This is a genomic window from Luteimonas sp. A534 (genome assembly GCF_054072805.1).
This window is the reverse complement of sequence record NZ_JBSVRR010000002.1, coordinates 470,764-488,904: the sequence shown is the minus strand read 5'-3', so window position 1 is coordinate 488,904 and position 18,141 is coordinate 470,764. Positions and strand designations below refer to the sequence as shown.

Annotated in this window: 21 protein-coding genes; 17 read left to right on the top strand and 4 right to left on the bottom strand. The window is 68.4% G+C overall.

Annotated elements, in window-relative coordinates:
* Window positions 1–7: 7 nt before the first annotated feature.
* From ACW5F0_RS06925 to ACW5F0_RS06905, 5 genes are all read left to right on the top strand, one after another.
* Window positions 8–817 carry a transporter gene (locus ACW5F0_RS06925; protein ID WP_456999361.1) on the top strand — a complete coding sequence of 270 codons (810 nt, stop codon included), beginning with the start codon at window positions 8–10 and terminating at the stop codon, window positions 815–817.
* Window positions 818–1,024: 207 nt separating this feature from the next.
* On the top strand, window positions 1,025–1,918 hold the full coding sequence (locus ACW5F0_RS06920; RefSeq protein ID WP_456999360.1) for a DUF2092 domain-containing protein: 894 nt from the start codon (window positions 1,025–1,027) through the stop codon (window positions 1,916–1,918).
* The gene (locus tag ACW5F0_RS06915) at window positions 1,915–2,571 is read left to right on the top strand and encodes a hypothetical protein (protein ID WP_456999358.1); all 657 of its coding nucleotides are present in this window, start codon (window positions 1,915–1,917) and stop codon (window positions 2,569–2,571) included. Before ACW5F0_RS06920 ends, ACW5F0_RS06915 begins: the two co-directional genes overlap by 4 nt.
* Window positions 2,572–2,601: 30 nt before the next feature.
* Window positions 2,602–4,866: a patatin-like phospholipase family protein gene (locus tag ACW5F0_RS06910; protein WP_456999357.1), complete on the top strand. Its 2,265-nt coding sequence runs from the start codon at window positions 2,602–2,604 to the stop codon at window positions 4,864–4,866.
* A gap of 55 nt (window positions 4,867–4,921) precedes the next feature.
* Window positions 4,922–5,692 (top strand): DUF2092 domain-containing protein, encoded by a 771-nt coding sequence (locus ACW5F0_RS06905; RefSeq protein ID WP_456965700.1) that lies wholly within the window; start codon window positions 4,922–4,924, stop codon window positions 5,690–5,692.
* Between the two features lie 13 nt (window positions 5,693–5,705).
* Here ACW5F0_RS06905 and ACW5F0_RS06900 read toward each other — a convergent pair whose 3' ends face one another.
* Both ACW5F0_RS06900 and ACW5F0_RS06895 read right to left on the bottom strand, forming a co-directional pair.
* Window positions 5,706–6,071 carry an STAS/SEC14 domain-containing protein gene (locus ACW5F0_RS06900; protein WP_456999356.1) on the bottom strand — a complete coding sequence of 122 codons (366 nt, stop codon included), beginning with the start codon at window positions 6,069–6,071 and terminating at the stop codon, window positions 5,706–5,708.
* A complete protein-coding gene (locus ACW5F0_RS06895) occupies window positions 6,068–6,574 on the bottom strand; it encodes an acyl-CoA thioesterase (RefSeq protein ID WP_456999355.1) in 507 nt (168 codons plus the stop codon). The genes ACW5F0_RS06900 and ACW5F0_RS06895 overlap by 4 nt, the downstream gene beginning before the upstream one ends.
* A gap of 290 nt (window positions 6,575–6,864) precedes the next feature.
* On the opposite strand from ACW5F0_RS06895, the gene ACW5F0_RS06890 reads away from it, so the two are divergent.
* The 9 genes from ACW5F0_RS06890 (at window position 6,865) to ACW5F0_RS06850 (ending at window position 14,357) form a co-directional block, all read left to right on the top strand.
* On the top strand, window positions 6,865–7,539 hold the full coding sequence (locus ACW5F0_RS06890) for a lysozyme inhibitor LprI family protein (RefSeq protein WP_456965703.1): 675 nt from the start codon (window positions 6,865–6,867) through the stop codon (window positions 7,537–7,539).
* Complete coding sequence (locus ACW5F0_RS06885) at window positions 7,523–8,488, top strand: hypothetical protein (protein WP_456965704.1); 966 nt, start codon at window positions 7,523–7,525, stop codon at window positions 8,486–8,488. Before ACW5F0_RS06890 ends, ACW5F0_RS06885 begins: the two co-directional genes overlap by 17 nt.
* A gap of 32 nt (window positions 8,489–8,520) precedes the next feature.
* A complete protein-coding gene (locus ACW5F0_RS06880; RefSeq protein WP_456999354.1) occupies window positions 8,521–8,913 on the top strand; it encodes a hypothetical protein in 393 nt (130 codons plus the stop codon).
* Between the two features lie 14 nt (window positions 8,914–8,927).
* Window positions 8,928–9,491 carry a hypothetical protein gene (locus tag ACW5F0_RS06875; protein WP_456965706.1) on the top strand — a complete coding sequence of 188 codons (564 nt, stop codon included), beginning with the start codon at window positions 8,928–8,930 and terminating at the stop codon, window positions 9,489–9,491.
* A gap of 141 nt (window positions 9,492–9,632) precedes the next feature.
* Entirely contained in the window at window positions 9,633–10,643 is a 1,011-nt protein-coding gene (dusA, locus tag ACW5F0_RS06870; protein WP_456999353.1) for a tRNA dihydrouridine(20/20a) synthase DusA, read from the top strand.
* Between the two features lie 13 nt (window positions 10,644–10,656).
* Window positions 10,657–11,568 carry an arginine deiminase-related protein gene (locus ACW5F0_RS06865; protein WP_456965708.1) on the top strand — a complete coding sequence of 304 codons (912 nt, stop codon included), beginning with the start codon at window positions 10,657–10,659 and terminating at the stop codon, window positions 11,566–11,568.
* A gap of 160 nt (window positions 11,569–11,728) precedes the next feature.
* Window positions 11,729–12,133, top strand: coding sequence for a hypothetical protein (locus tag ACW5F0_RS06860; RefSeq protein ID WP_456999352.1), 405 nt, complete (start codon window positions 11,729–11,731; stop codon window positions 12,131–12,133).
* Window positions 12,134–12,200: 67 nt separating this feature from the next.
* Window positions 12,201–12,887 carry a response regulator transcription factor gene (locus tag ACW5F0_RS06855; RefSeq protein WP_456965710.1) on the top strand — a complete coding sequence of 229 codons (687 nt, stop codon included), beginning with the start codon at window positions 12,201–12,203 and terminating at the stop codon, window positions 12,885–12,887.
* Window positions 12,888–12,962: 75 nt separating this feature from the next.
* Window positions 12,963–14,357 carry an ATP-binding protein gene (locus tag ACW5F0_RS06850; protein WP_456965746.1) on the top strand — a complete coding sequence of 465 codons (1,395 nt, stop codon included), beginning with the start codon at window positions 12,963–12,965 and terminating at the stop codon, window positions 14,355–14,357.
* A 9-nt stretch (window positions 14,358–14,366) separates the two neighbouring features.
* Here ACW5F0_RS06850 and ACW5F0_RS06845 read toward each other — a convergent pair whose 3' ends face one another.
* Both ACW5F0_RS06845 and ACW5F0_RS06840 read right to left on the bottom strand, forming a co-directional pair.
* The gene (locus ACW5F0_RS06845) at window positions 14,367–15,158 is read right to left on the bottom strand and encodes a M90 family metallopeptidase (RefSeq protein ID WP_456965747.1); all 792 of its coding nucleotides are present in this window, start codon (window positions 15,156–15,158) and stop codon (window positions 14,367–14,369) included.
* Entirely contained in the window at window positions 15,125–15,385 is a 261-nt protein-coding gene (locus ACW5F0_RS06840) for a hypothetical protein (protein ID WP_456965711.1), read from the bottom strand. The genes ACW5F0_RS06845 and ACW5F0_RS06840 overlap by 34 nt, the downstream gene beginning before the upstream one ends.
* A 108-nt stretch (window positions 15,386–15,493) precedes the next feature.
* Here ACW5F0_RS06840 and ACW5F0_RS06835 point away from each other — a divergent pair, with 108 nt between their 5' ends.
* Genes ACW5F0_RS06835 through ACW5F0_RS06825 form a run of 3 tightly spaced genes read left to right on the top strand, consistent with a single transcriptional unit; the run spans window position 15,494 to window position 18,113 of the window.
* On the top strand, window positions 15,494–16,528 hold the full coding sequence (locus tag ACW5F0_RS06835) for a biotin--[acetyl-CoA-carboxylase] ligase (RefSeq protein ID WP_456965712.1): 1,035 nt from the start codon (window positions 15,494–15,496) through the stop codon (window positions 16,526–16,528).
* On the top strand, window positions 16,525–17,274 hold the full coding sequence (locus ACW5F0_RS06830; RefSeq protein WP_456999351.1) for a type III pantothenate kinase: 750 nt from the start codon (window positions 16,525–16,527) through the stop codon (window positions 17,272–17,274). Before ACW5F0_RS06835 ends, ACW5F0_RS06830 begins: the two co-directional genes overlap by 4 nt.
* A 23-nt stretch (window positions 17,275–17,297) precedes the next feature.
* Entirely contained in the window at window positions 17,298–18,113 is an 816-nt protein-coding gene (locus ACW5F0_RS06825; protein ID WP_456999350.1) for an SPOR domain-containing protein, read from the top strand.
* Window positions 18,114–18,141: the final 28 nt, after the last annotated feature.

Below are 18,141 nucleotides of genomic sequence, written 5' to 3'. Positions count from 1 at the left end.
GACCGTCATGTACGAGCCGCGCAATCGTTCGATCTTGGTGTTGGCGCTGCTGGTGGCGGCGCCGGCGGCGGCATGGGCCCAGAACGCCGACGAGCTTGCCAGGCAGTTGTCGAATCCCATCGCAAGCCTCACCAGCGTGCCGATGCAACTCAACTACGACGATGGCATCGGTCCGCTGGACGATGGCGACAAGTTCACGCTCAACGTGCAGCCGGTGATCCCGGTCACGATCGGCGAGCGCTGGAACATGATTTCGCGGACGATCCTGCCGGTCGTCTACCAGCAGGACGTGTTTCCCGGCGCAGGCAGCCAGTTCGGCCTCGGCGATACCTTGCAGAGCCTGTTCTTCTCGCCCAAAGCCTTGACCGAAGGGGGGTGGACCTGGGGCGTGGGTCCCGCGTTGCTGGTTCCGACCGCGACGGATGACCTCCTCGGCGGCGAGAAATGGGGCGCCGGTCCCACGGCGGTCGCGCTCAGGCAGACCCGATCCGGCTGGACGTACGGCGCGCTGGCGAATCATCTGTGGTCGTTCGCGGGAGACAGCGATCGAGCCGGCATCAGCGCCACCTACCTGCAGCCCTTCATGGCCAAGAGTCTGGGCAAGGGTCGCACCGTATCGGTCGCGATCGAATCCACCTACGACTGGAAGAACGCGCAGTGGACGGTGCCGCTCAACATCGGCTACAGCCAGGTCGGTCGCATCGGTCAGCAAATGGTGAGTTGGCAGGGCGGAGTTCGCTACTACATGGAGGCACCCGACACCGGGGCCGAGTGGGGCCTGCGGTTCACCTTCACGCTCCTTTATCCAAAGAAATGAGCGGGCGCCCAGGACCAGGGAGGCGGCAGTTGTGGGTGTTCCGCACCCGTCATTTCAAAGCGCTGGCAACAACGGAAGCCGTCGCGCAGGGCGCGCCTACGGCCGAGCAGCTGCAGAAGCTCGCCGAGGCAGGCTACGAATCGGACCCGAAGCGCGAATTGCCCCTTGGGGCAATTTCGTCCGGGGGGCGGAAGTGCTGGAATCGCGGTGCGCAGTGCGGGTCCGCCTTGCGCGATGCGCCCATCAACGGAGAAAACGTTCATGGCTACTTCCAATCCCTATCGCCACTGGCTACGGATCGCCATGGGTGGCCTGTTGCTGGCCGCGGCCGGCCTGATGCCCGCATCGGCCCAGGATGCCGCTGACGCCGAGGTCGATGCCGCAATCGATACCGATGAAACGGCGTCACTCGAGTTCGATTCCGTCATCTCGCCGGATGCCCAGGCGGTGCTGGACCGGATGGCCGCCACCTTCGATGGCTTGAAGCGATATGCGGTGACCGCGCACATCACCCGCGATGAAGTGTTGCCGTTCGGCTACAAACTGCAGCACAACGAATCGGCGCGCATGTGGGTGGATGCACCCACCCGGATGCGGATTGAAGTCGCGGGCGACATCAAGAATCGCACCTATGTCTACGACGGCGCGCAAGTGAGCATGTTGGTGCCCGACCTGAACGTATACGCCGAGACCGCAGCCCCAGCCACCTTGGGCGAACTCGTCCGCGTGCTGCTGGATGCCGGAGTCGAGATGCCGCTGATCGACATGCTGTACCACGGCAAAGCCGGCGACCTTACCGAAGACGTCCGGGTCGGCCTGTTGGTCGGAGACAGCGTGGTGGATGGCGTGTTGACCGACCATCTGGCGTTCCGGCAGCCCAACGTCGACTGGCAGCTGTGGGTGGAGAAAGGCGCGCAGGCACTGCCACGGAAGTTGCTCATCACCACCCGTTACGAAGTCGGTGATCCGCAGTACGAGGCGATCCTGCAGTGGGACACCAAGCCGCGCATGGACGCGAAGTCGTTCACGTTCGTGCCGCCCCCGGGCGCCACCAAGATCCCGTACAACACCAAGCTGGTCGCCGATGGAGGTGACAAATGAACATCCAGCGCACGCCGGGCAGAACGCTCGCAACGCCACGCACTACTTTGCGCACGGCCCTGCTTGCCGCGGTTTTCCTGTTCGGGACGGTGGCCATGCTCATCCCCGAGGACGCATCCGCTCGCCGCGGCGGCGGAGGTGGGGGCGGTCGCTCGATGGCGCGCAGTTCGGTGAGCGGCGCCTCCATGGGTGCGGCCAACCGGGGCGGTGCCAACCGGGGCAGTGCCAGCCGGGGTGGAGGCAGCATGTCCGCGGGCAACCGGGCCAGCGCGGGCAACCGGATGAGTGGCAGCGGCAACCGGGCCAGTACAGGCGACCGTGCCAACGCCGGCAATCGTGTCAATACCGGCGACCGTACAAATACAGGAAACCGCGTCAATACCGGCGACGTCAATATTGACCGCGGTGACGTGAACATCGATGTCGACGGTGGGTACGGCTGGGGCAACGGGGTGCGCTATCCGGTTGCTGCCGGCATCGCGGTGGGCGCCGCGGTTGGAACGGCGATCGCAGTCGGTTCGATGTACGCCGCGGTGCCGTCCGGCTGCCCGATCGTCCACACCTATGCGACGCCGTACTACTACTGTGGCGGCTATTACTACCAGCAGCAGATGCAGGGCGACGACGTCGTGTACGTGGTCGTGACGCCCTGACCGTCGGCAAAAAGGGCAGCGGCCCGGGCCATGTCGCCAGGAAACGCCACGATGCGGGTGCTGCAGGTCGCCATGCTGCTTTCGCTGGCAAGCGCCGGCGCGGCGTTCGCGCAATCCGCCCCGGTCGCGACCGCGGCCGCCGGCCATTCCTGCGGTGCGCGCATCGACGGCGATACGCGTCCCCGCATCGGCCTGGCGCTTGGCGGCGGCGGCGCGCGCGGCATCGCCCATATCAGCGTGTTGCGCGTGATCGAGGAACTGCATATCCCGATCGACTGCGTGGCCGGCACCAGCATGGGCGCGCTGGTCGGCGGGCTCTATGCATCCGGCATGTCGGTGGACGAGATGGAAGAACTGGTCGTCTCCACCGACTGGAAGCGCCTGTTCGACGACTCCCTGGCACGGCCGGAGCGGTCGTTCCGGCGCAAGCAGGATGATCGCGACGGGCTCACCACGGTCGGCGTGGGCATTGGCCGGGGCGGCATCCGGGTGTCGCCGGGCTTGCTGCAGGGCGAACGCATCCTCGCGATGTTCGAGAACGCTACGCTCGGGGTCAGCGCGGTCGACGATTTTGATCTCCTGCCGATCCCGTATCGCGCGGTGGCGACCGACCTCAACACCGGCCAGCCCGTCGTGCTCGACCATGGCAGCCTGGCGATGGCGATGCGCGCGAGCATGTCGCTGCCGGGCGTGTTCCAGCCGGTCGAGATCGATGGGCGGGTCCTGCTGGATGGCGGCCTGGTCAACCAGGTGCCGGTGGATGTCGTGCGCGCGATGGGTGCCGACGTCGTCATCGCGGTCGATGTCGGGACGCCGCTGGCGCAGCTGGACCGCGATGCGAGCCTGCTCGAGGTGGTGTCGCAGATCACCGGGATGATGACCACCGGCAATACCGGGCGGCAGCTGGCGGAGCTTCGCGAGTCGGACGTGCTGGTGCTGCCCCAGCTGGGCGACGTGGTCGCAACCGGCGACTTCACCAAGGCGCGCGAGGCGCTGGAGATCGGGGCGCAGGCCGCCGAGGCATCACGGGATGAGCTGACGGGCCTGTCGGTGCCAGCCGGGCTGCATGCCGCGTCACTGGAAGCACGTCCGCGGTTCGCTGCGGGTGCGCCGGTGGTCGAGTTCGTGCGGCTGGAGAACGAAACCGGCTATGCCGATGAACTGCTGCTGGCGCAGGTGCCGATCCCGATCGGCGAACCGCTGGACAGCGCACGGATCGAGGCCAGGCTGCTCCGGGCGTACGGCCTGGGCACGCTGTCCAGCATCACCTACGAAGTCGTGCGCGAGGATGGCCGCACGGGCGTGCTGCTGCGGGCCCGGCCCAAGCCGCATGGCCCCAACTACCTGCAGCTCGGCCTCACCCTCAATACCGACTTCGAGGGCGCGTTCGAAAGCAACCTGCGGATGGCGGTGCTGTTCTCGCCGCTCTCGCGGCTGGGCGCCGAGGGGCGCATCGCGGCCACCATCGGCAGCGAGCCGGGGCTGGAAGGCGAGTACTACCACCCCTTGGATGTGGCCAACCGCAACCTGCTGTACGCCCGGCTGGGCTACGACAACCCGAACATCCATGTGTTCAACACCGCTGGAGAGAACGTCGCCACCTATGACGTGCGCGTGGTCGGTCTCGAGCTGCGGGCGGCACGCGAGTTCGGCAATGTTGGCGCGGCGGGCATCGGGGTGCGGCGCGCGACCGGGCGGGCCACCGTCGAAGTCGGCGATCCACTGCTCGATGAGTTCGACTTCGAACAGGGCGAGCTGTTCGCCACGATCACGATCGACAGGCTCGACAGCCTGTTCTTCCCCCGCAGCGGCTACTACGGCCTGCTGGGCTACACCGTGTCCCGGGACTGGCTGGGAAGCGATGTCGAGTTCGACCAGTTCGACCTGGATGCCCTCGGCGCCAGGAGCTTCGGCAATCACGCGGTGCAGCTTGGCGCCCGGTACCACATCACTACGTCGGGCACGCTGCCGGTGCAGAGCAGGTACCGGCTGGGAGGTCGTGCGCGGCTGGCTGGCTTCAGGTTCAACGAGCTGACCGGCCAGCACTATGCGCTGCTGCTCGTGGGTTACACCTACCAGCTGGCCGAGCTCTTCGGGCGCTCCGCACAGGTGGGCGCCACGATCGAGTACGGCAATGCCTGGGAGCGCCGCGAAGACATGGCCTTCGACGACGGCATCCTCAACGCGAGCGTGTACACCGGATTCGATTCATGGCTGGGCCCGATGCTGTTCGGCGTCGGCTGGCGCGAGCATGGCGGCGGCGTGCTGTTCCTCGAGGTCGGTCGACCGTTCTGATGCGTTGCGATCTGCGTGAACCGTTGTACCGCATTACGGAAAAGGAGATGGAATCATGAAAGCCGGTTGCAGGATCATCATCGCGCTCGCGCTGGCAGGCGGAAGCTGCTTCGCGTTTGCCGTGGAACCCCGGCCCCGACCCGCGCTTGCGGAGGAGGCGACCGAGGCGCTGGAAGACATCGGAGCCGAGCTGCGCGGGCTGGACAGCTATGCGTTGGCGATGGACGTGTCCACCAGGGCTGCGGTCGGGGGCGGGAAGTACCGCGACTTCTCGGGCACCGTCCACTACTCCGTGAAGGCACCGAGCCACCTTGTCGCCAGGATCCAGGGCAAGGGAGTGGATCGCCAGGTGTTCTACGACGGCCAGACGATCACGGTCTACGCGCCCCTCCAGCGCGTGTACGCGCGCATTGAGGCGCCCGGAACAATCAGGACGTTGCTCGAGCAGGTGCGGGCAAGGAAGGGGATCGAGCTGCCGGTCGTCGACCTGTTCGCGTGGGGCGTACCGGACGGCCCGATGTCTTCGGTCACCCGGGCGAGCTACGCGGGCAGGGGCATGGTCCGTGGACGGGAATGCGAGCACTACGCCTATGCGGAGGCAGGAGTGTCATGGGAGGTGTGGGCCGACGATGACCATCTGCCGTGCAAGGTGGTGATGGTTGATGCCACGGACGCCGGGCTGCCCGGGTATCGCGCGGAGCTGAGCTGGGACACCGCGGCGCAACCGGCGGACGGGGACTTCGTGTTTGCACCCGGGGAGGGTGTCACGCAGGTCGAGTTGTCGCAGATTTCCGAAACAGATCATCCCCCGGGTGAGGGACCCTGAGGCGGAACGGAATTCATCCCCTGACCCAGGCGTCCGCCCTGTCGGCGGAAGGCGTCGTGAAGTAGGCGATCTGCGTCTTCCGGAACCCCTGTCCGACGAAGGCCAGTGCCTCGTCGCGCCAGGACGCGTCGCCCACGATCGCGATGCGTGCGATGCGGTCGCAGTACTCGATCGTGAACTGCAGGTCGTCGTCCCAGCCCTCGTCGCGCGCCCAGCCCCGGAAGCCATCGAGCACCAGCAGGAGGCGGACCTCTCCACCGCCGTCGATCAGGCGGCGCGCCAGCGCCTCGAGCATCCTCTGGTCCGCGAGCGTCATCTCGCCCGTCAGCCGGGCATGCACGACGCCCGCGTCATCCGCCTGCGTGATCTGGACGCTCACGTATCCTCCCGCCTGGGCATTGCGTCGGGCACATAGCGCGCGACGGCTTCCTCGATGCCCTTGCTCAGGGCCATCACCTTGTCGGCGTACTCGAACAGGCGCTGGTCGGCCTCGCCGCCGGGGGTCCAGGTCGGGACCTCCAGCGGCGTGCCGGTGTCGCGGTCGACCGCAACGAACACGATGACGCAATGCGTGCACAGCCGGTCGTCGCCGCCCATCGGGTCGCGCGCACGCACGCCCACGCCGAACTGCATCGATGTCCGCCCGGTGCGCACCAGCCGTGCCGAGACCGTGACGAGGTCGGTGATCCGCACCGGCGCGACGAACCTGATGCCGCCCACCGCAACAGTGACGCAGTAATGGCCGCTCCATCCGACCGCTGCGGCGAAGCCGGCCTGGTCGATCCACTTCATCACCGTTCCGCCGTGCACCTTGCCGCCGTAGTTGACGTCGGTCGGCTCGGCGAGGAATCGCAGGGTGAGGCTGTGCGGGCGCCCGCTCATGTGCAGCCCTCCGCTGGGGGAATCCGGAGTGTACGTCTGATCCGCGCCTGCGGAACCCCGCCGCCGCATGCACCCAAAGGGCAATTGTGGCGCCTTCGACGCAGGCGCACGCGTATAGCCTGAACGCTGTCCCTCCGGCCCCGGATTTGGGCCGTGTAGCCTAGCGATTGGTTGATGATCGCTGTGGGTGCAATGTTGCAAATATGCAGCCTCGCCCCTTGAAGTGTGTGAGTTGACCCGTCGCTGATGCCGAGACACCATGGGCCTGCCGTACGGTGCGAGGAACAGGGATGATGCTCGACGGATCGAAGCGACTTTTGGCAGCCATGTTGCTGCTCTTGGTAATGGGACAAGGGTGTGCCCGATCGCCGTCGCCGGAGGCGACTCCGCAAAATCCGGTGACGAGTTACGCTGCCCCGACGACTTCAACTGATTCGAACCGCGGTGGACTGGCTAACCCGCTTCCTGCCCGGTCAACCAATATTCCGACCGTTGCGGCCGCGGCGACAGGCGGGTCTGCAGCGAAAGATTGCGATGCGCTACCGCTTGTGGAGAAGGAGGCGTGCTACGCCAGCTACGACGAAGGTGAGCTGGCCGAGTGCGAGGAGGTACGTCTCTACAGTTGCGCCCCCTACGCCCGCGTGCATCGGGCAGAGGTGGAGCTCAAGCAGGTTAGTGAAGTCGTGCTACAGGAAGTGCGCGACACCTACGCCTCCTATGAGGATAACCAGCCGGGCTACGTGAAGGACGTCGAGAGCGCTTACGTAGCCGCCGACAGCGCGTGGCGTGCATACCGGGATGCGCATTGCGCGCTGGAGCCGGTCGTTCAAGGCATGTCCCGTCAGGAGGCTCCCGGACTCACCGAGGCGTGCCGCGCAAGCATGACGGAGGCGCGGGTCAAGGAACTCAAGGAGCAAAAGTCCACGCTGTTTGCGGAAGGAGCCGGCAATGACGAGCGGAAATGATGAGCGGCGGATCTACGACCCGCTAGATCGTACGACTTTCGACGCTATCGCTTACAACGCCGTTGGGCGCGCATCCGAGATCAATACCTTCCCCGCGCTGAGCCTGACACACAGTAGTGGCAACTCTGGCTGGAGCGTTGGCATCGTGCAGTGGGACTTTGGCCAACCTGGGCGTGGCGAGAAGGTGCATGAGCTGATGTCCGGCTACCAGGGATGGGCCAGTCCGGACCAGCGATTCTCACCAGCAGAGGTGAATGATCTAACCCGACGCCTGCAAACCCGCGGCCAGTCCGGCAACGCATTGAACGGCGAGGAGCAGGCGCGCCTGAACGAATACCTTCGCTCCGATTCCGGTCGCGAGTTGGTGAGCTCGCTCAACCAGGAACAGATCGACAAAAAGTGGCAAAACGTCGGTGAGCCGCTTTCCCGGATCGAATGGCTGCGCGATCTGCGTCAGGCCGATCCTGCACAGGCGACCGAAATCGTCGCGCAGGCAATGAAGCTCTACAACCAGAACGAGATACGTGGTGAGCGGCTCATCACCCATCTACAGAACAATGAACTGACTGCCGCGGAAACACGCGATTGGATCGGATCGCAAGGGATCAGTGGATTGAATCCCGCTGCACGTCAAGCGATTGTCACGGGACGCGACAACGCGATTGCAGGTGCCCGACTCATGAACGCCCTAGAGCTCGGCGAAGGACGGCTCGCGCAGGCTTGGCAGCGCGAGGTTCACGAAAGGGGTAGTCCGTCGCTTTACGAGGGGTTCAACAACAACCCTGATGTGCAATTGCTGGACGCTATGATGCGCAGCCCAGCTGCAGGGCGCACGATCCTTGATCACGTAGACAACGACCAGCCGGCACGGGGCGTCAGCATTCGTGCGGCCCGACCCAATGCTGCGCTGGAAATGTCCCGCGTTGAGCTCGAACGTCCGGCGATCTGACCGTTACCAGCCCCAATGCGGACACATTTGAGATGACCCGCGATGGTTGGAACCGGAACGGCGTCCCGATGCAGGTTCAGCAAGGTCGGGCGATAGATGCGCCCGATCACACAGATGGCCTCCGCTCGCGCCCGCTGATACCCGGAAACGAACGAAACCCTGATCAGGCGCAGGCGCAAGGCCAGCCCAAGTCTTTGCTCGACCGCTTGTACGAGGCGGCGGTCAACAAGGACGACAAGGCGATGGACGCCGAATTGATGGAATATGGCCAAAGCCTTGCAGGGCAGCAGTTTCAGCGCGAAATCGCGGGCGAGGAAAGGCTGTGGCTGGCCGAGGTTCGCCAGGCCGAGTTGCAGGCGCAGCTTGTCGAGCAGCAACGGTTGGCACAGCAGATGGAGCGCAGTGGTCCGGTAATGTCGATGTAGCTGGGGACGAGGCAATGGATCAGGAAGAAGGGAAGCTGGCCAAGCTTGGGTTCATCATCAAGCACTACGCGGATCGGAGCGAGGCGGCGGCTGCGAGGATGGAGCAGGGCGCGGCATCGCTGGAGCGCGGCGCCAGCGCCATGCTTTCCCAGGGACAGAGCTTGGCCAGCGCAGTGGTCAATGGCGTCAAAGGCCACGTTGCCGATGACATCAAGCAATGCGTGGGCCGTTCCATTGCGCCTGTGCATGAGATGCTCGGCTCTGATGCAAAGTCGATCGCGCGACTGGTCCAGGAGTTGCAAGCCGAGCGCGAAGCGATCAAGGCCGAGCGACGCAAATGGACGGTGGTCGGGATGGGTGGCTTGGCGACTTGTGCTGTACTGGCTTTCGCCGGCATTGCAGCTTGGGGAGCGTACTGGAAGAACAATGCGGCGGGCGCCAGGGCGGAGTTGGCATGGGTCGAGGCCGTCAATGATTCGGATTTCGTACCCTGCGGCGACAAGCGTGTATGCGCGAATGTGGACATGCAGGCCAAACCCATCCAGGGGAAATACAGGCCAGTCAAGCAGAGGGAGTAGCCTCGCCACGCGCGCGATGCGCATTGTTCTGCCGGCGATGTGCTGTGGGCGTGCTCGGGGGATCGTCGCGCGCGGGTGTTCGCCGTGCGCTACCCTGTCCCCTTCCCGCGTGCCCGTTCTGTTCCTGCCCTGCCTGTCGCCGTGACCACACCCGCCGTTTCGCCCTCGATCGACCCCGCCCGGCTGCGCTTGTCCGTCGCTCCGATGATGGACTGGACCGACAACCACTGCCGGGTCTTCCATCGCCTGCTTGCGCCACACGCCCGGCTGTACAGCGAAATGGTGCACGCCAACGCCGTGATCCATGGCGACCGCGCCAGGCTGCTGGCGATGGACCCGATGGAGCATCCGGTGGCGCTGCAGCTCGGCGGCAGCGAACCGCCACTGCTGGCGCAGGCAGCGCGCATCGGCGCCGACCATGGTTTCGACGAGATCAACCTCAACGTCGGCTGCCCGTCCGATCGCGTGCAGGCCGGGCGCTTCGGCGCCTGCCTGATGCGCGAACCCGCACTCGTCGCCGACAGCGTCGCGGCGATGATCGCCGCGGTCGACGTGCCGGTTACGGTGAAGTGCCGCCTCGGAGTCGACGACGATCACGAGTACGCGCGCTTCCTCGCCTTCATCGATACGGTTGCCGCCGCCGGCTGCCGGATGTTCGTGGTGCATGCGCGCAACGCCTGGCTGAAGGGCCTGTCGCCGAAGGAGAACCGCGAAGTGCCACCGCTGCGCTACGACTGGGCCTACGCCCTCAAGCGCGAGCGCCCGGAGCTGACCGTGGTCGTCAACGGCGGTATCGCAGACGCAGGCGAGGCGACGGCACACTTGGCGCACACCGACGGCGCGATGCTCGGCCGTGCCGCGTATCACGACCCCTGGCTGTTGCATCGCCTCGACGTGGCCTGGTTCGGGGGCGAGCTGTCCACGCGCGCCGACGTGCTGCGTTCGATGCGCCCCTACGTCGAAGGCCAGCTCGCGCGCGGCGCGCAGCTCAAGCACATCACCCGCCACCTGCTCGGCTTGTTCCACGGCGAGCGTGGCGGCCGCGCCTTCCGCCAGGTGTTGAGCGAGGGCGCGCACAAGCCAGGTGCCGACTGGGCGCTGGTCGAGGCCGCGATCGCCACCACCCGGGGCGACGCCCGCGTCGCTGCCTGAGGAGTCTGTTTCGATGCTGACCCGTGACACCGGCGCCTTCCTCGCGTTCGCGCGCGACTGCGCCCCCGGCTTCGGCGCGGCCACCGCGCGCGCGGCTTTCCTGGTTGCACCGGACGGCTTCGGCCGTGCCGACGAATCCGCCACCGACAACCGCTACATGGCCGATGCCGATAGCTTCGACGCGGCGCGCGCTTCCGCCGAGCACCGGGGGCTGCAGCGCGCGCTCTCGGAGATCCTGCCGACCATCTGCTTCGCAGGCGATCCGGACGCGCCCGACGCGCTGTTCCCCAACAACGTGTTCGCCACCGCGCCCGGCACCCTGGTGGTCGGCCGCATGCGCCACCCGGTGCGCCGCCGCGAGGCCGGGCGCGCGGATATCCGCGGCTTCTTCCGTGACGTCCTTGGCTATGCGGTGCGCGACCTGTCGCAGCAGCCGCATCCCTGCGAGCTGACCGGCGCGCTGGTGGTCGACCGCGCCCGCGGCCTGGGCCTGTGTGGCTTGTCCGAGCGCTGCGACGAGGAAGGCGCGCGGCTGATGCACGAGGCGCTGGGCCTGCGCGCCACGTTGATGTTCGATCTCGCGCCGGGCGAGTACCACACCAACGTCGTGCTCGCGGTGCTGGCGGGTCGCGCCGCGATCATCTGTCCGGGCGGCTTCGCCGACCCGGCCGTCAGCGATGCCATCGCGGCGTTGTACGCGCCACACGTGGTGACGCTCTCGCAGGCCGAGCAGTCCGCCTTTGCCGGGAACGCGATCAGCCTGTCGGATGACGTGGCTTGGATGAGCACGCGGGCGGCGCAGGCCCTGACGCCGTCCAGCCGCGACGCGCTGGCCCGCGCCGGCTTCGGGATCCGGACGGTTCCGCTGGAGGCGATCGAAGCCGCAGGTGGCTCGCTGCGCTGCTGCGTGGCCGAAATCTACTGATGCAGCGCCGCTGCGCCACGACAATCATGAACGGGGCCGCAGGGCACCTGGAAAAGTTAAGGGGTAATTCACCGCCACCCTCCGAGAATCATCCGGATGCTCCCGTGACCGCCGCTGTGGGAGCCCGTAACTTTCTGTATTCTCTGGAAGAATGGCTCCCATGACTGCTTGTCGCCTGTTTACCGCGCTGTGCCTGCTGGCCGCGTTCACGCACGTGGGCGTGGCGCAGGCCGACGAGGGACGTCGCCAAGGGCGCGGCGCCGGCGCGCAGGCTCCCCGGGTCGCGGAGCAGGCTCCGAGGCCCCCACAGGCAGCGCCACGGGTGCGTGCGCCGGAAGCGAGGCCGTCACGCGGCTCGCGTCAGGACGCGCTGGCGGACTCCGTCCGTCGCGTGCAGAGCCGGACCGGTGGCCAGGTACTGAGTGCCGAGCGCGTGCCTTTCGAGGGCCGTGACATCAACCGGGTGAAAGTCGTGGACGAGCGCGGGCGCGTGCGCGTCTACATGGATGATCCCGCCTCCCGACCGCGTCGCCCGCCGCGTCCTACACGCGGCGACGACGACTGAATTCGCACCCTAGACAGCAGCCCCTCCCGTCCGCGGCCCGCCGCGACGGGACATTTTGGAGATACCGATGCGCATCCTCCTGGTCGAAGACGAAGCCCCCCTGCGGGAGACCCTGGCCGCGCGCCTGAAGCGCGAAGGCTATGCCGTGGACGCGGCGCAGGACGGCGAAGAAGGCCTGTACATGGGCCGCGAGGTGCCGTTCGACGTCGGCATCATCGACCTCGGCCTGCCGAAGATGTCGGGCATGGAACTGATCAAGGCCCTGCGTGACGAAGGCAAGCAGTTCCCGGTGCTGATCCTGACCGCGCGTTCCAGCTGGCAGGACAAGGTCGACGGCCTCAAGCAAGGCGCCGACGACTATCTGGTCAAGCCTTTCCACGTCGAGGAGCTGCTGGCGCGCATCAACGCCCTGGTGCGCCGCGCCGCGGGCTGGAGCAAGCCGACGCTGGAATGCGGCGCGGTGGTGCTCGATCTCGCCGCGCAGACGGTCAGCGTCGAAGGCCAGAACGTCGACCTCACCAGCTACGAGTACAAGGTGCTCGAGTACCTGATGATGCATGCCGGCGAGCTGGTCTCGAAGGCCGACCTCACCGAGCACATCTACCAACAGGACTTCGACCGCGACTCCAACGTGCTCGAGGTCTTCATCGGCCGCCTGCGCAAGAAGCTCGATCCCGACAGCGCGCTCAAGCCGATCGAGACCGTGCGTGGCCGCGGCTACCGCTTCGCGATCCCGCGCACCAACGAAGGCTGAGTCCGGTGGGCGCGCGCGACGCGCCCGCGGGCATGCGGGGAGGCTGGCGTGGGGCAGGGGCGTGACGGAAGGACACTGGGCTGGCGACCGCGGTCGCTGCAGGCGCGCCAGCTGTTGGCCGCAAGCCTGGGCCTGCTCGCCTTCCTGGCAGCGGCCGGCTATGCCCTCGACCGCGCTTTCGTCGACGTCGCCAGCCAGCTGCAGCGCGACCGCCTGCGCAGCTATGCGACCTCCTACGCCCGCGACATCGAGTTCGACCGCGGCGGCGCCCTGATCCCGCCCTACACGCAGCCCGACGAGCGCTTCGAGCGCCCGGGCAGCGGCCTGTATGCCGAAGTGGTGCTGCCCCACGGCGGCTGGTCGTCGGAGTCCACGCGCGGGCCGCAGCTGCCGGAGTCTGACCTGCTTGAAGGCGGGACCGAGAAGTTCGAGGGCCCGATGCCGATCACCCGCAGCGACGGCACCTATGGCGAGGTGCTGCGCTACGGCAAGGGTTTCATCTGGGACATGGAACAGCGGCCCGAGGCCGAGTTCCCCTACACGATCTACATCATGGAAGACGCCGGCACCCTGCCGCAGCAGGTGCGCGTGTTCCGCGCCGCGCTGTGGGGCTACCTCGGCATCGCCGGCCTGGTGCTGCTGCTCCTGCAGGCCTTGGTGCTGCGCTGGAGCCTGCTGCCCCTGCGGCGCGTCGAGGCCGAGCTCAAACGCGTGCAGCTCGGACAGGCCAACCGCATGAGCGAACTCCATCCGCGCGAGCTCGAGCCACTGACCGAGAGCATCAACGCACTGGTCGAGAGCGAGCGCCAGAACCTCGAGCAGCAGCGCAACACCTTGGCCGACCTCGCGCACAGCCTGAAAACGCCGCTGGCGGTGCTGCGCACGCGCCTGGACAGCGATGCCAGCGAGGCCGAACTGCGCGAGGACGTGGCCACGCAGGTGCGGCGTATGAACGAACTGGTGAGCTACCAGCTCGGCCGCGGCGCGGCGGGTGGCCACCAGCTGTTCGCGGCGCCGGTCGAGGTCGAACCCTATGCCGAAGAGATCGTGCGCGGACTGGAGAAGATCTACGCCGGGCGCGGCACCGTATGCGAGTTCGACATCGACCCGGCCGCGCGCTTCCACGGCGAGCCCGGCGACCTGCAGGAACTGCTGGGCAACCTGCTGGAGAACGCCTTCAAGTGGTCGACGTCGCGCGTGCTGCTGACCGTGAAGCCGGGCGAGAGTGCACCGCGCCGGCGTCCCGGACTGCTGGTCGCGGTGGATGACGATGGCCCGGGCATTCCGACCGAGCGCATCTCCCACGTCCTGCAGCGTGGCGTGCGCGGGGACGAGCGCGTGCAGGGCCATGGCATCGGACTGTCGATCGTGCAGGACATCGTGCGCAGCTATCGCGGCGAGCTGGAAGTGGCGGAATCGCCCGAGCTGGGTGGCGCGCGCTTCGTGGTCCGGCTGCCGCCGGGACTGTAGGCGGCGGCTTCAGTCCGCGGCGAAGGGCGACGGGCCATAAAGCCGGCGCAGGTGCGCCGCCACTTCGGGTTGCGCGCGTTCGAGCAGGCCCGGGTCGCTGAAGTGGTACTCGCTGCACACCGCGAAGAATTCCTCGGGCGCCTCGGCGGCATACGGGTCCAGTGCGGTATGGCGGCCGCGCTCGACCTGTTCGACGAAGGCGTCGTAGGCCTGCTGGAAATCACGCGCCCATTCCCGCTGCCAGGCGCGTGGCAGCGGCGGCGTGCCGTCGAGCAGGCCATCAAGCGCATCGAGCTTGTGCACCATCTCGTGCACCGCCACGCAGCAGCCGTCATGGGGACTGGCGAGGTCGGCGGCGATGTCCGCCCATGACAGCACCAGCGGCCCGTGCTCCCAGGCCTCGCCGGCGAGTTCGTCCTCGCCTTCATGCATCACGCCGGCGGCATCGACGTGGCTGCGGTCGACGCGGAACGCATCGGGATAGACCAGCAGCTGCGCCCAGCCGTGCAGGCCCTCGGTGCCGAATTCCAGCAGCGGCAGGCAGCACAGCGCGGCCAGCATGGCGCGGTCGCGCGCATCAAGCGCGAGCCCGCCGAGCGGCGTGATCGTCTTGTCGTGCAGGAACTGCGCAGCCAGGGCGCGCAGGCGGTCGCGGCGCGCGGCATCCAGCGCGGTGACCCAGGGCACGTCCGCCTGGACGGCCTGCCAGATGGCTTGGTCGACGTCCGCGGGCGGGCGCCGGAACAGGCGCCGGATCACGCCATCGCCTAGCGGAACATCCCCGGCAGGAAGCTGTGCCAGCGCGGCGGCCGGGCCGCGTCGGCATCGGCGCCGCGCGGGATCACGGGCTTCTCGGATTCAGGACGCTTGCCGGTGCGCACCGGATCCGCGTCGGACGCGGCGCTGGTCGCATAGTTGGCGGAGCAGGCCGAGCCGTCGCCGCCGGTGCCCGACAGGCGCGCATCCTGGGCAGCGACCGGGAAGGCCAGGGACAGCAATGTCGCAGCGAAAGTGGCGCGGACGGACATGACAGGTGCCTGCACGGTGACCGGGTCAACCTCCGGATCATACATTGCCCCGGGGCGTGCGCACGCGCGGGCGGCCGCCCTGCTGGTCCAGGTGTGATAATCCGCCGCATGCCTGTGGACGCCACCAACGCGCCGCCTGAAGCCGCCGCTGCGGAGAGGGCGCTCTTGTTGCGCCTGGCCCGCGGGCCGGTCCCGGGCGCCACGCTGGCGCGGGAAGCCGGCCTGACGCGGGCCGCGGTCTGGAAGCGGATCGAATCGCTGCGCGCGGCCGGTGTCGCCATCGGCGCGCAGCGTGGCCGCGGCTATGTGCTGGAGGCGCCGCTGGACCTGCTCGACGCCGCGGCCATCGCGGCCGCGCTGCCCGATGCCGTGCGTGCGGGCGTGCACCGGCCCGAGGTCGCATGGAGCCTCGACTCCACCAACAGCGAGCTGCTGCGCCGACGTACGCCGCCGCACGGGGTCGCGGTGCTGCTGGCCGAACGCCAGCTCGGCGGTCGCGGCCGTCTTGGCCGTGCGTGGGCGTCGCCATTGGCGGCCAACCTCTATGTGTCGTTGGCGCGCGCCTTCGACGGCGGGCTGGCGCGCCTGGGCGGACTCGGCCTCGTGGCTGGCGTCGCCGCGGCGGAGGCCCTGCACGCACTGGGCTACGTCACGGTGCGGCTGAAGTGGCCGAACGACCTGGTGGTCGTCGGACCCGGGCCGTCGCTGCTGCAAAAGCTCGGCGGCCTGCTGGTCGAAGGCGGCGGCGAGCACGCCGGACCGGTACGCGCGGTGCTCGGCCTCGGCCTCAACGTGCGGATGCCGGCCGCGGCGGTGGCCGCGATCGACCAGCCATGGTGCGACCTGGCGTCATTGCCGCATCCGGCGCCACCGTCGCGCAACGCCATTGCCGCCATGCTGGTCGCGCACCTAGTGCCGGCGCTGGAGCAGTTCGACCACGACGGCCTGGCCCCTTTCCTGCCGCGCCACGCCGCGCTGGACGCACTGGCCGGGCGCGCGGTCGAGGTGCGCGCAGGCAGGGACGTGCATGCAGGCACGGCGCTGGGCCTGGCGGCCGATGGCGCGCTGCGCGTGGACATCGACGGCATTGAACGCCACTTCCATGCCGGCGAAGCCAGCCTGCGCGCACGGGCCGCGGCATGAGCGACTGGCTGTTCGACCTCGGTAACACCCGCCTCAAGCTGGCCGCGCTGGAGCGCGACGGCATCGGCCCGGTGTCCGCCTTCGCGCACGACGGCGCGGGCTTCGACCCGGCATGGGTGGCGGCGTTGCCGAAGGATATCGACGTTGCCTGGATCGCGAGCGTCGGTCCGGCGGCACTGCGCGCTTCCCTGCTGCAGGCGCTGGTGCCGCGCGCGGTGCGCGTGGTCGAGGTGCGTGTTGAACGCGAGATGGCCGGCGTGCGCATCGGCTACGCGGAGCCTGCGCGACTGGGCGTGGACCGCGCGCTGGCGCTGGTTGGCGCGCGCGCGCGGGTGCCGGGCTGGGCGCTGGTCGTGGGCGTGGGCACCGCGCTGACCATCGACCTGCTCGATGCCGTGGGGAACCACCACGGCGGCGCCATCGCGCCGTCGCCCACCCTGATGCGCGAAGCGCTGCATGCACGTGCGCCGCAGCTTCCTGTAGACGGCGGCACGGCCGCGGCCTTCGCCACCGATACCGTGGATGCGCTTGCGGGCGGCTGCTTCGGCGCGGCGCTTGGTTTGATCGAGCGCAGCTGCAGGGAGGCGGCTGCGCTGGCCGGCCTGCCACCGACCGTGCTGCTGCACGGTGGGGGCGCGGCAGGGCTGCTGGCACGGGTCGACGGCGCCGTGCACGCGCCTTCGCTGGTCATGGACGGCCTGGCGCGACTGGCGCGACAGCCACGCGGGCTGGAGTCCGCACGCTAGGACTCGCGGGCTAGAATCCATCCATGCCCGCACGCGCACTGCTCGTCCTCCTGGTCATGCTCAACTTCGGCGTCGCCACCTGGTGGCTGCTGCGTCCGGAACCGCCGGCGCCGGCGCCGTGGGCGCCGCCCGCGGACGTGCCGCGCCTTCAGCTGCTCGGCGAGCAGGTCGCCGTGCAGGCCGACCCGGGACCCGGGATCGCCCCGGTGGATGGCGCCGAGCCGCCCGAAGCGGGCGCGGCCGCGGCGGAGCCGCTTTCGACGCCGGATGCAGACGCGCCCGCCGCGGTGGCGCAGGACGCATCGTCCGTCGCTCCGCCGCCGTCTCCGGATGCAGGCCCTCAGGCGGCGGCCGCCGCCACGCTGCGCTGCTCAAGCTTTGGCCCTTTCCCCGACGCCGTCTCCGTGGCCGCCTCGCGCAGCGCGCTGCAGCCCCTGGGCGCCACGCGCATGCGCGTGCGCGACGTCGTCGAGGCGCCGCGCGGCTGGCGCGTGGTGATGGCGCCGCAGCCCGACCGTGCTGCCGCCGACGCATTGGCCGCCAAGATCAGGGAGGCGGGATTCGACGACCTGCTGGTGGTGCCTTCGGGTGATGAAGCCAACGGCATCGCGCTGGGGCGCTATGGCAGCGAGCCGTCGGCCCGCCGCCGTGAATCGGCGCTGCGCGCGGCCGGCTTCCCGGCGCAGGCGCAGCCGCTGGGCGATACCGTCATCCGGCACTGGCTGGACGTGGCTGCGGGCCCGGCGTTCGATGCCGCGGCCGCCCGCGCCGCCACCGCGGCGGCCCAGGTCCAGGACATCGAATGCGCCGGCGTCGTGGCGGCCGGCGCCTCGCGTTAGAATGCCGCGCGCCCTCCGTGGCGCATCG

Bases quoted from the DNA above. Each gene is read 5' to 3' on its own strand.
- ACW5F0_RS06885 (WP_456965704.1), top strand. From the start codon at position 7,523: ATGACGAGCGGAAATGATGAGCGGCGGATCTACGACCCGCTAGATCGT.
- ACW5F0_RS06835 (WP_456965712.1), top strand. From the start codon at position 15,494: ATGCCTGTGGACGCCACCAACGCGCCGCCTGAAGCCGCCGCTGCGGAG.
- ACW5F0_RS06905 (WP_456965700.1), top strand. From the start codon at position 4,922: ATGAAAGCCGGTTGCAGGATCATCATCGCGCTCGCGCTGGCAGGCGGA.
- ACW5F0_RS06875 (WP_456965706.1), top strand. From the start codon at position 8,928: ATGGATCAGGAAGAAGGGAAGCTGGCCAAGCTTGGGTTCATCATCAAG.
- ACW5F0_RS06890 (WP_456965703.1), top strand. From the start codon at position 6,865: ATGATGCTCGACGGATCGAAGCGACTTTTGGCAGCCATGTTGCTGCTC.
- ACW5F0_RS06925 (WP_456999361.1), top strand. From the start codon at position 8: ATGTACGAGCCGCGCAATCGTTCGATCTTGGTGTTGGCGCTGCTGGTG.
- ACW5F0_RS06880 (WP_456999354.1), top strand. From the start codon at position 8,521: ATGACCCGCGATGGTTGGAACCGGAACGGCGTCCCGATGCAGGTTCAG.
- ACW5F0_RS06915 (WP_456999358.1), top strand. From the start codon at position 1,915: ATGAACATCCAGCGCACGCCGGGCAGAACGCTCGCAACGCCACGCACT.
- ACW5F0_RS06895 (WP_456999355.1), bottom strand. From the start codon at position 6,574: ATGAGCGGGCGCCCGCACAGCCTCACCCTGCGATTCCTCGCCGAGCCG.
- ACW5F0_RS06860 (WP_456999352.1), top strand. From the start codon at position 11,729: ATGACTGCTTGTCGCCTGTTTACCGCGCTGTGCCTGCTGGCCGCGTTC.
- ACW5F0_RS06865 (WP_456965708.1), top strand. From the start codon at position 10,657: ATGCTGACCCGTGACACCGGCGCCTTCCTCGCGTTCGCGCGCGACTGC.
- ACW5F0_RS06825 (WP_456999350.1), top strand. From the start codon at position 17,298: ATGCCCGCACGCGCACTGCTCGTCCTCCTGGTCATGCTCAACTTCGGC.
- ACW5F0_RS06840 (WP_456965711.1), bottom strand. From the start codon at position 15,385: ATGTCCGTCCGCGCCACTTTCGCTGCGACATTGCTGTCCCTGGCCTTC.
- ACW5F0_RS06855 (WP_456965710.1), top strand. From the start codon at position 12,201: ATGCGCATCCTCCTGGTCGAAGACGAAGCCCCCCTGCGGGAGACCCTG.
- ACW5F0_RS06910 (WP_456999357.1), top strand. From the start codon at position 2,602: ATGTCGCCAGGAAACGCCACGATGCGGGTGCTGCAGGTCGCCATGCTG.
- ACW5F0_RS06830 (WP_456999351.1), top strand. From the start codon at position 16,525: ATGAGCGACTGGCTGTTCGACCTCGGTAACACCCGCCTCAAGCTGGCC.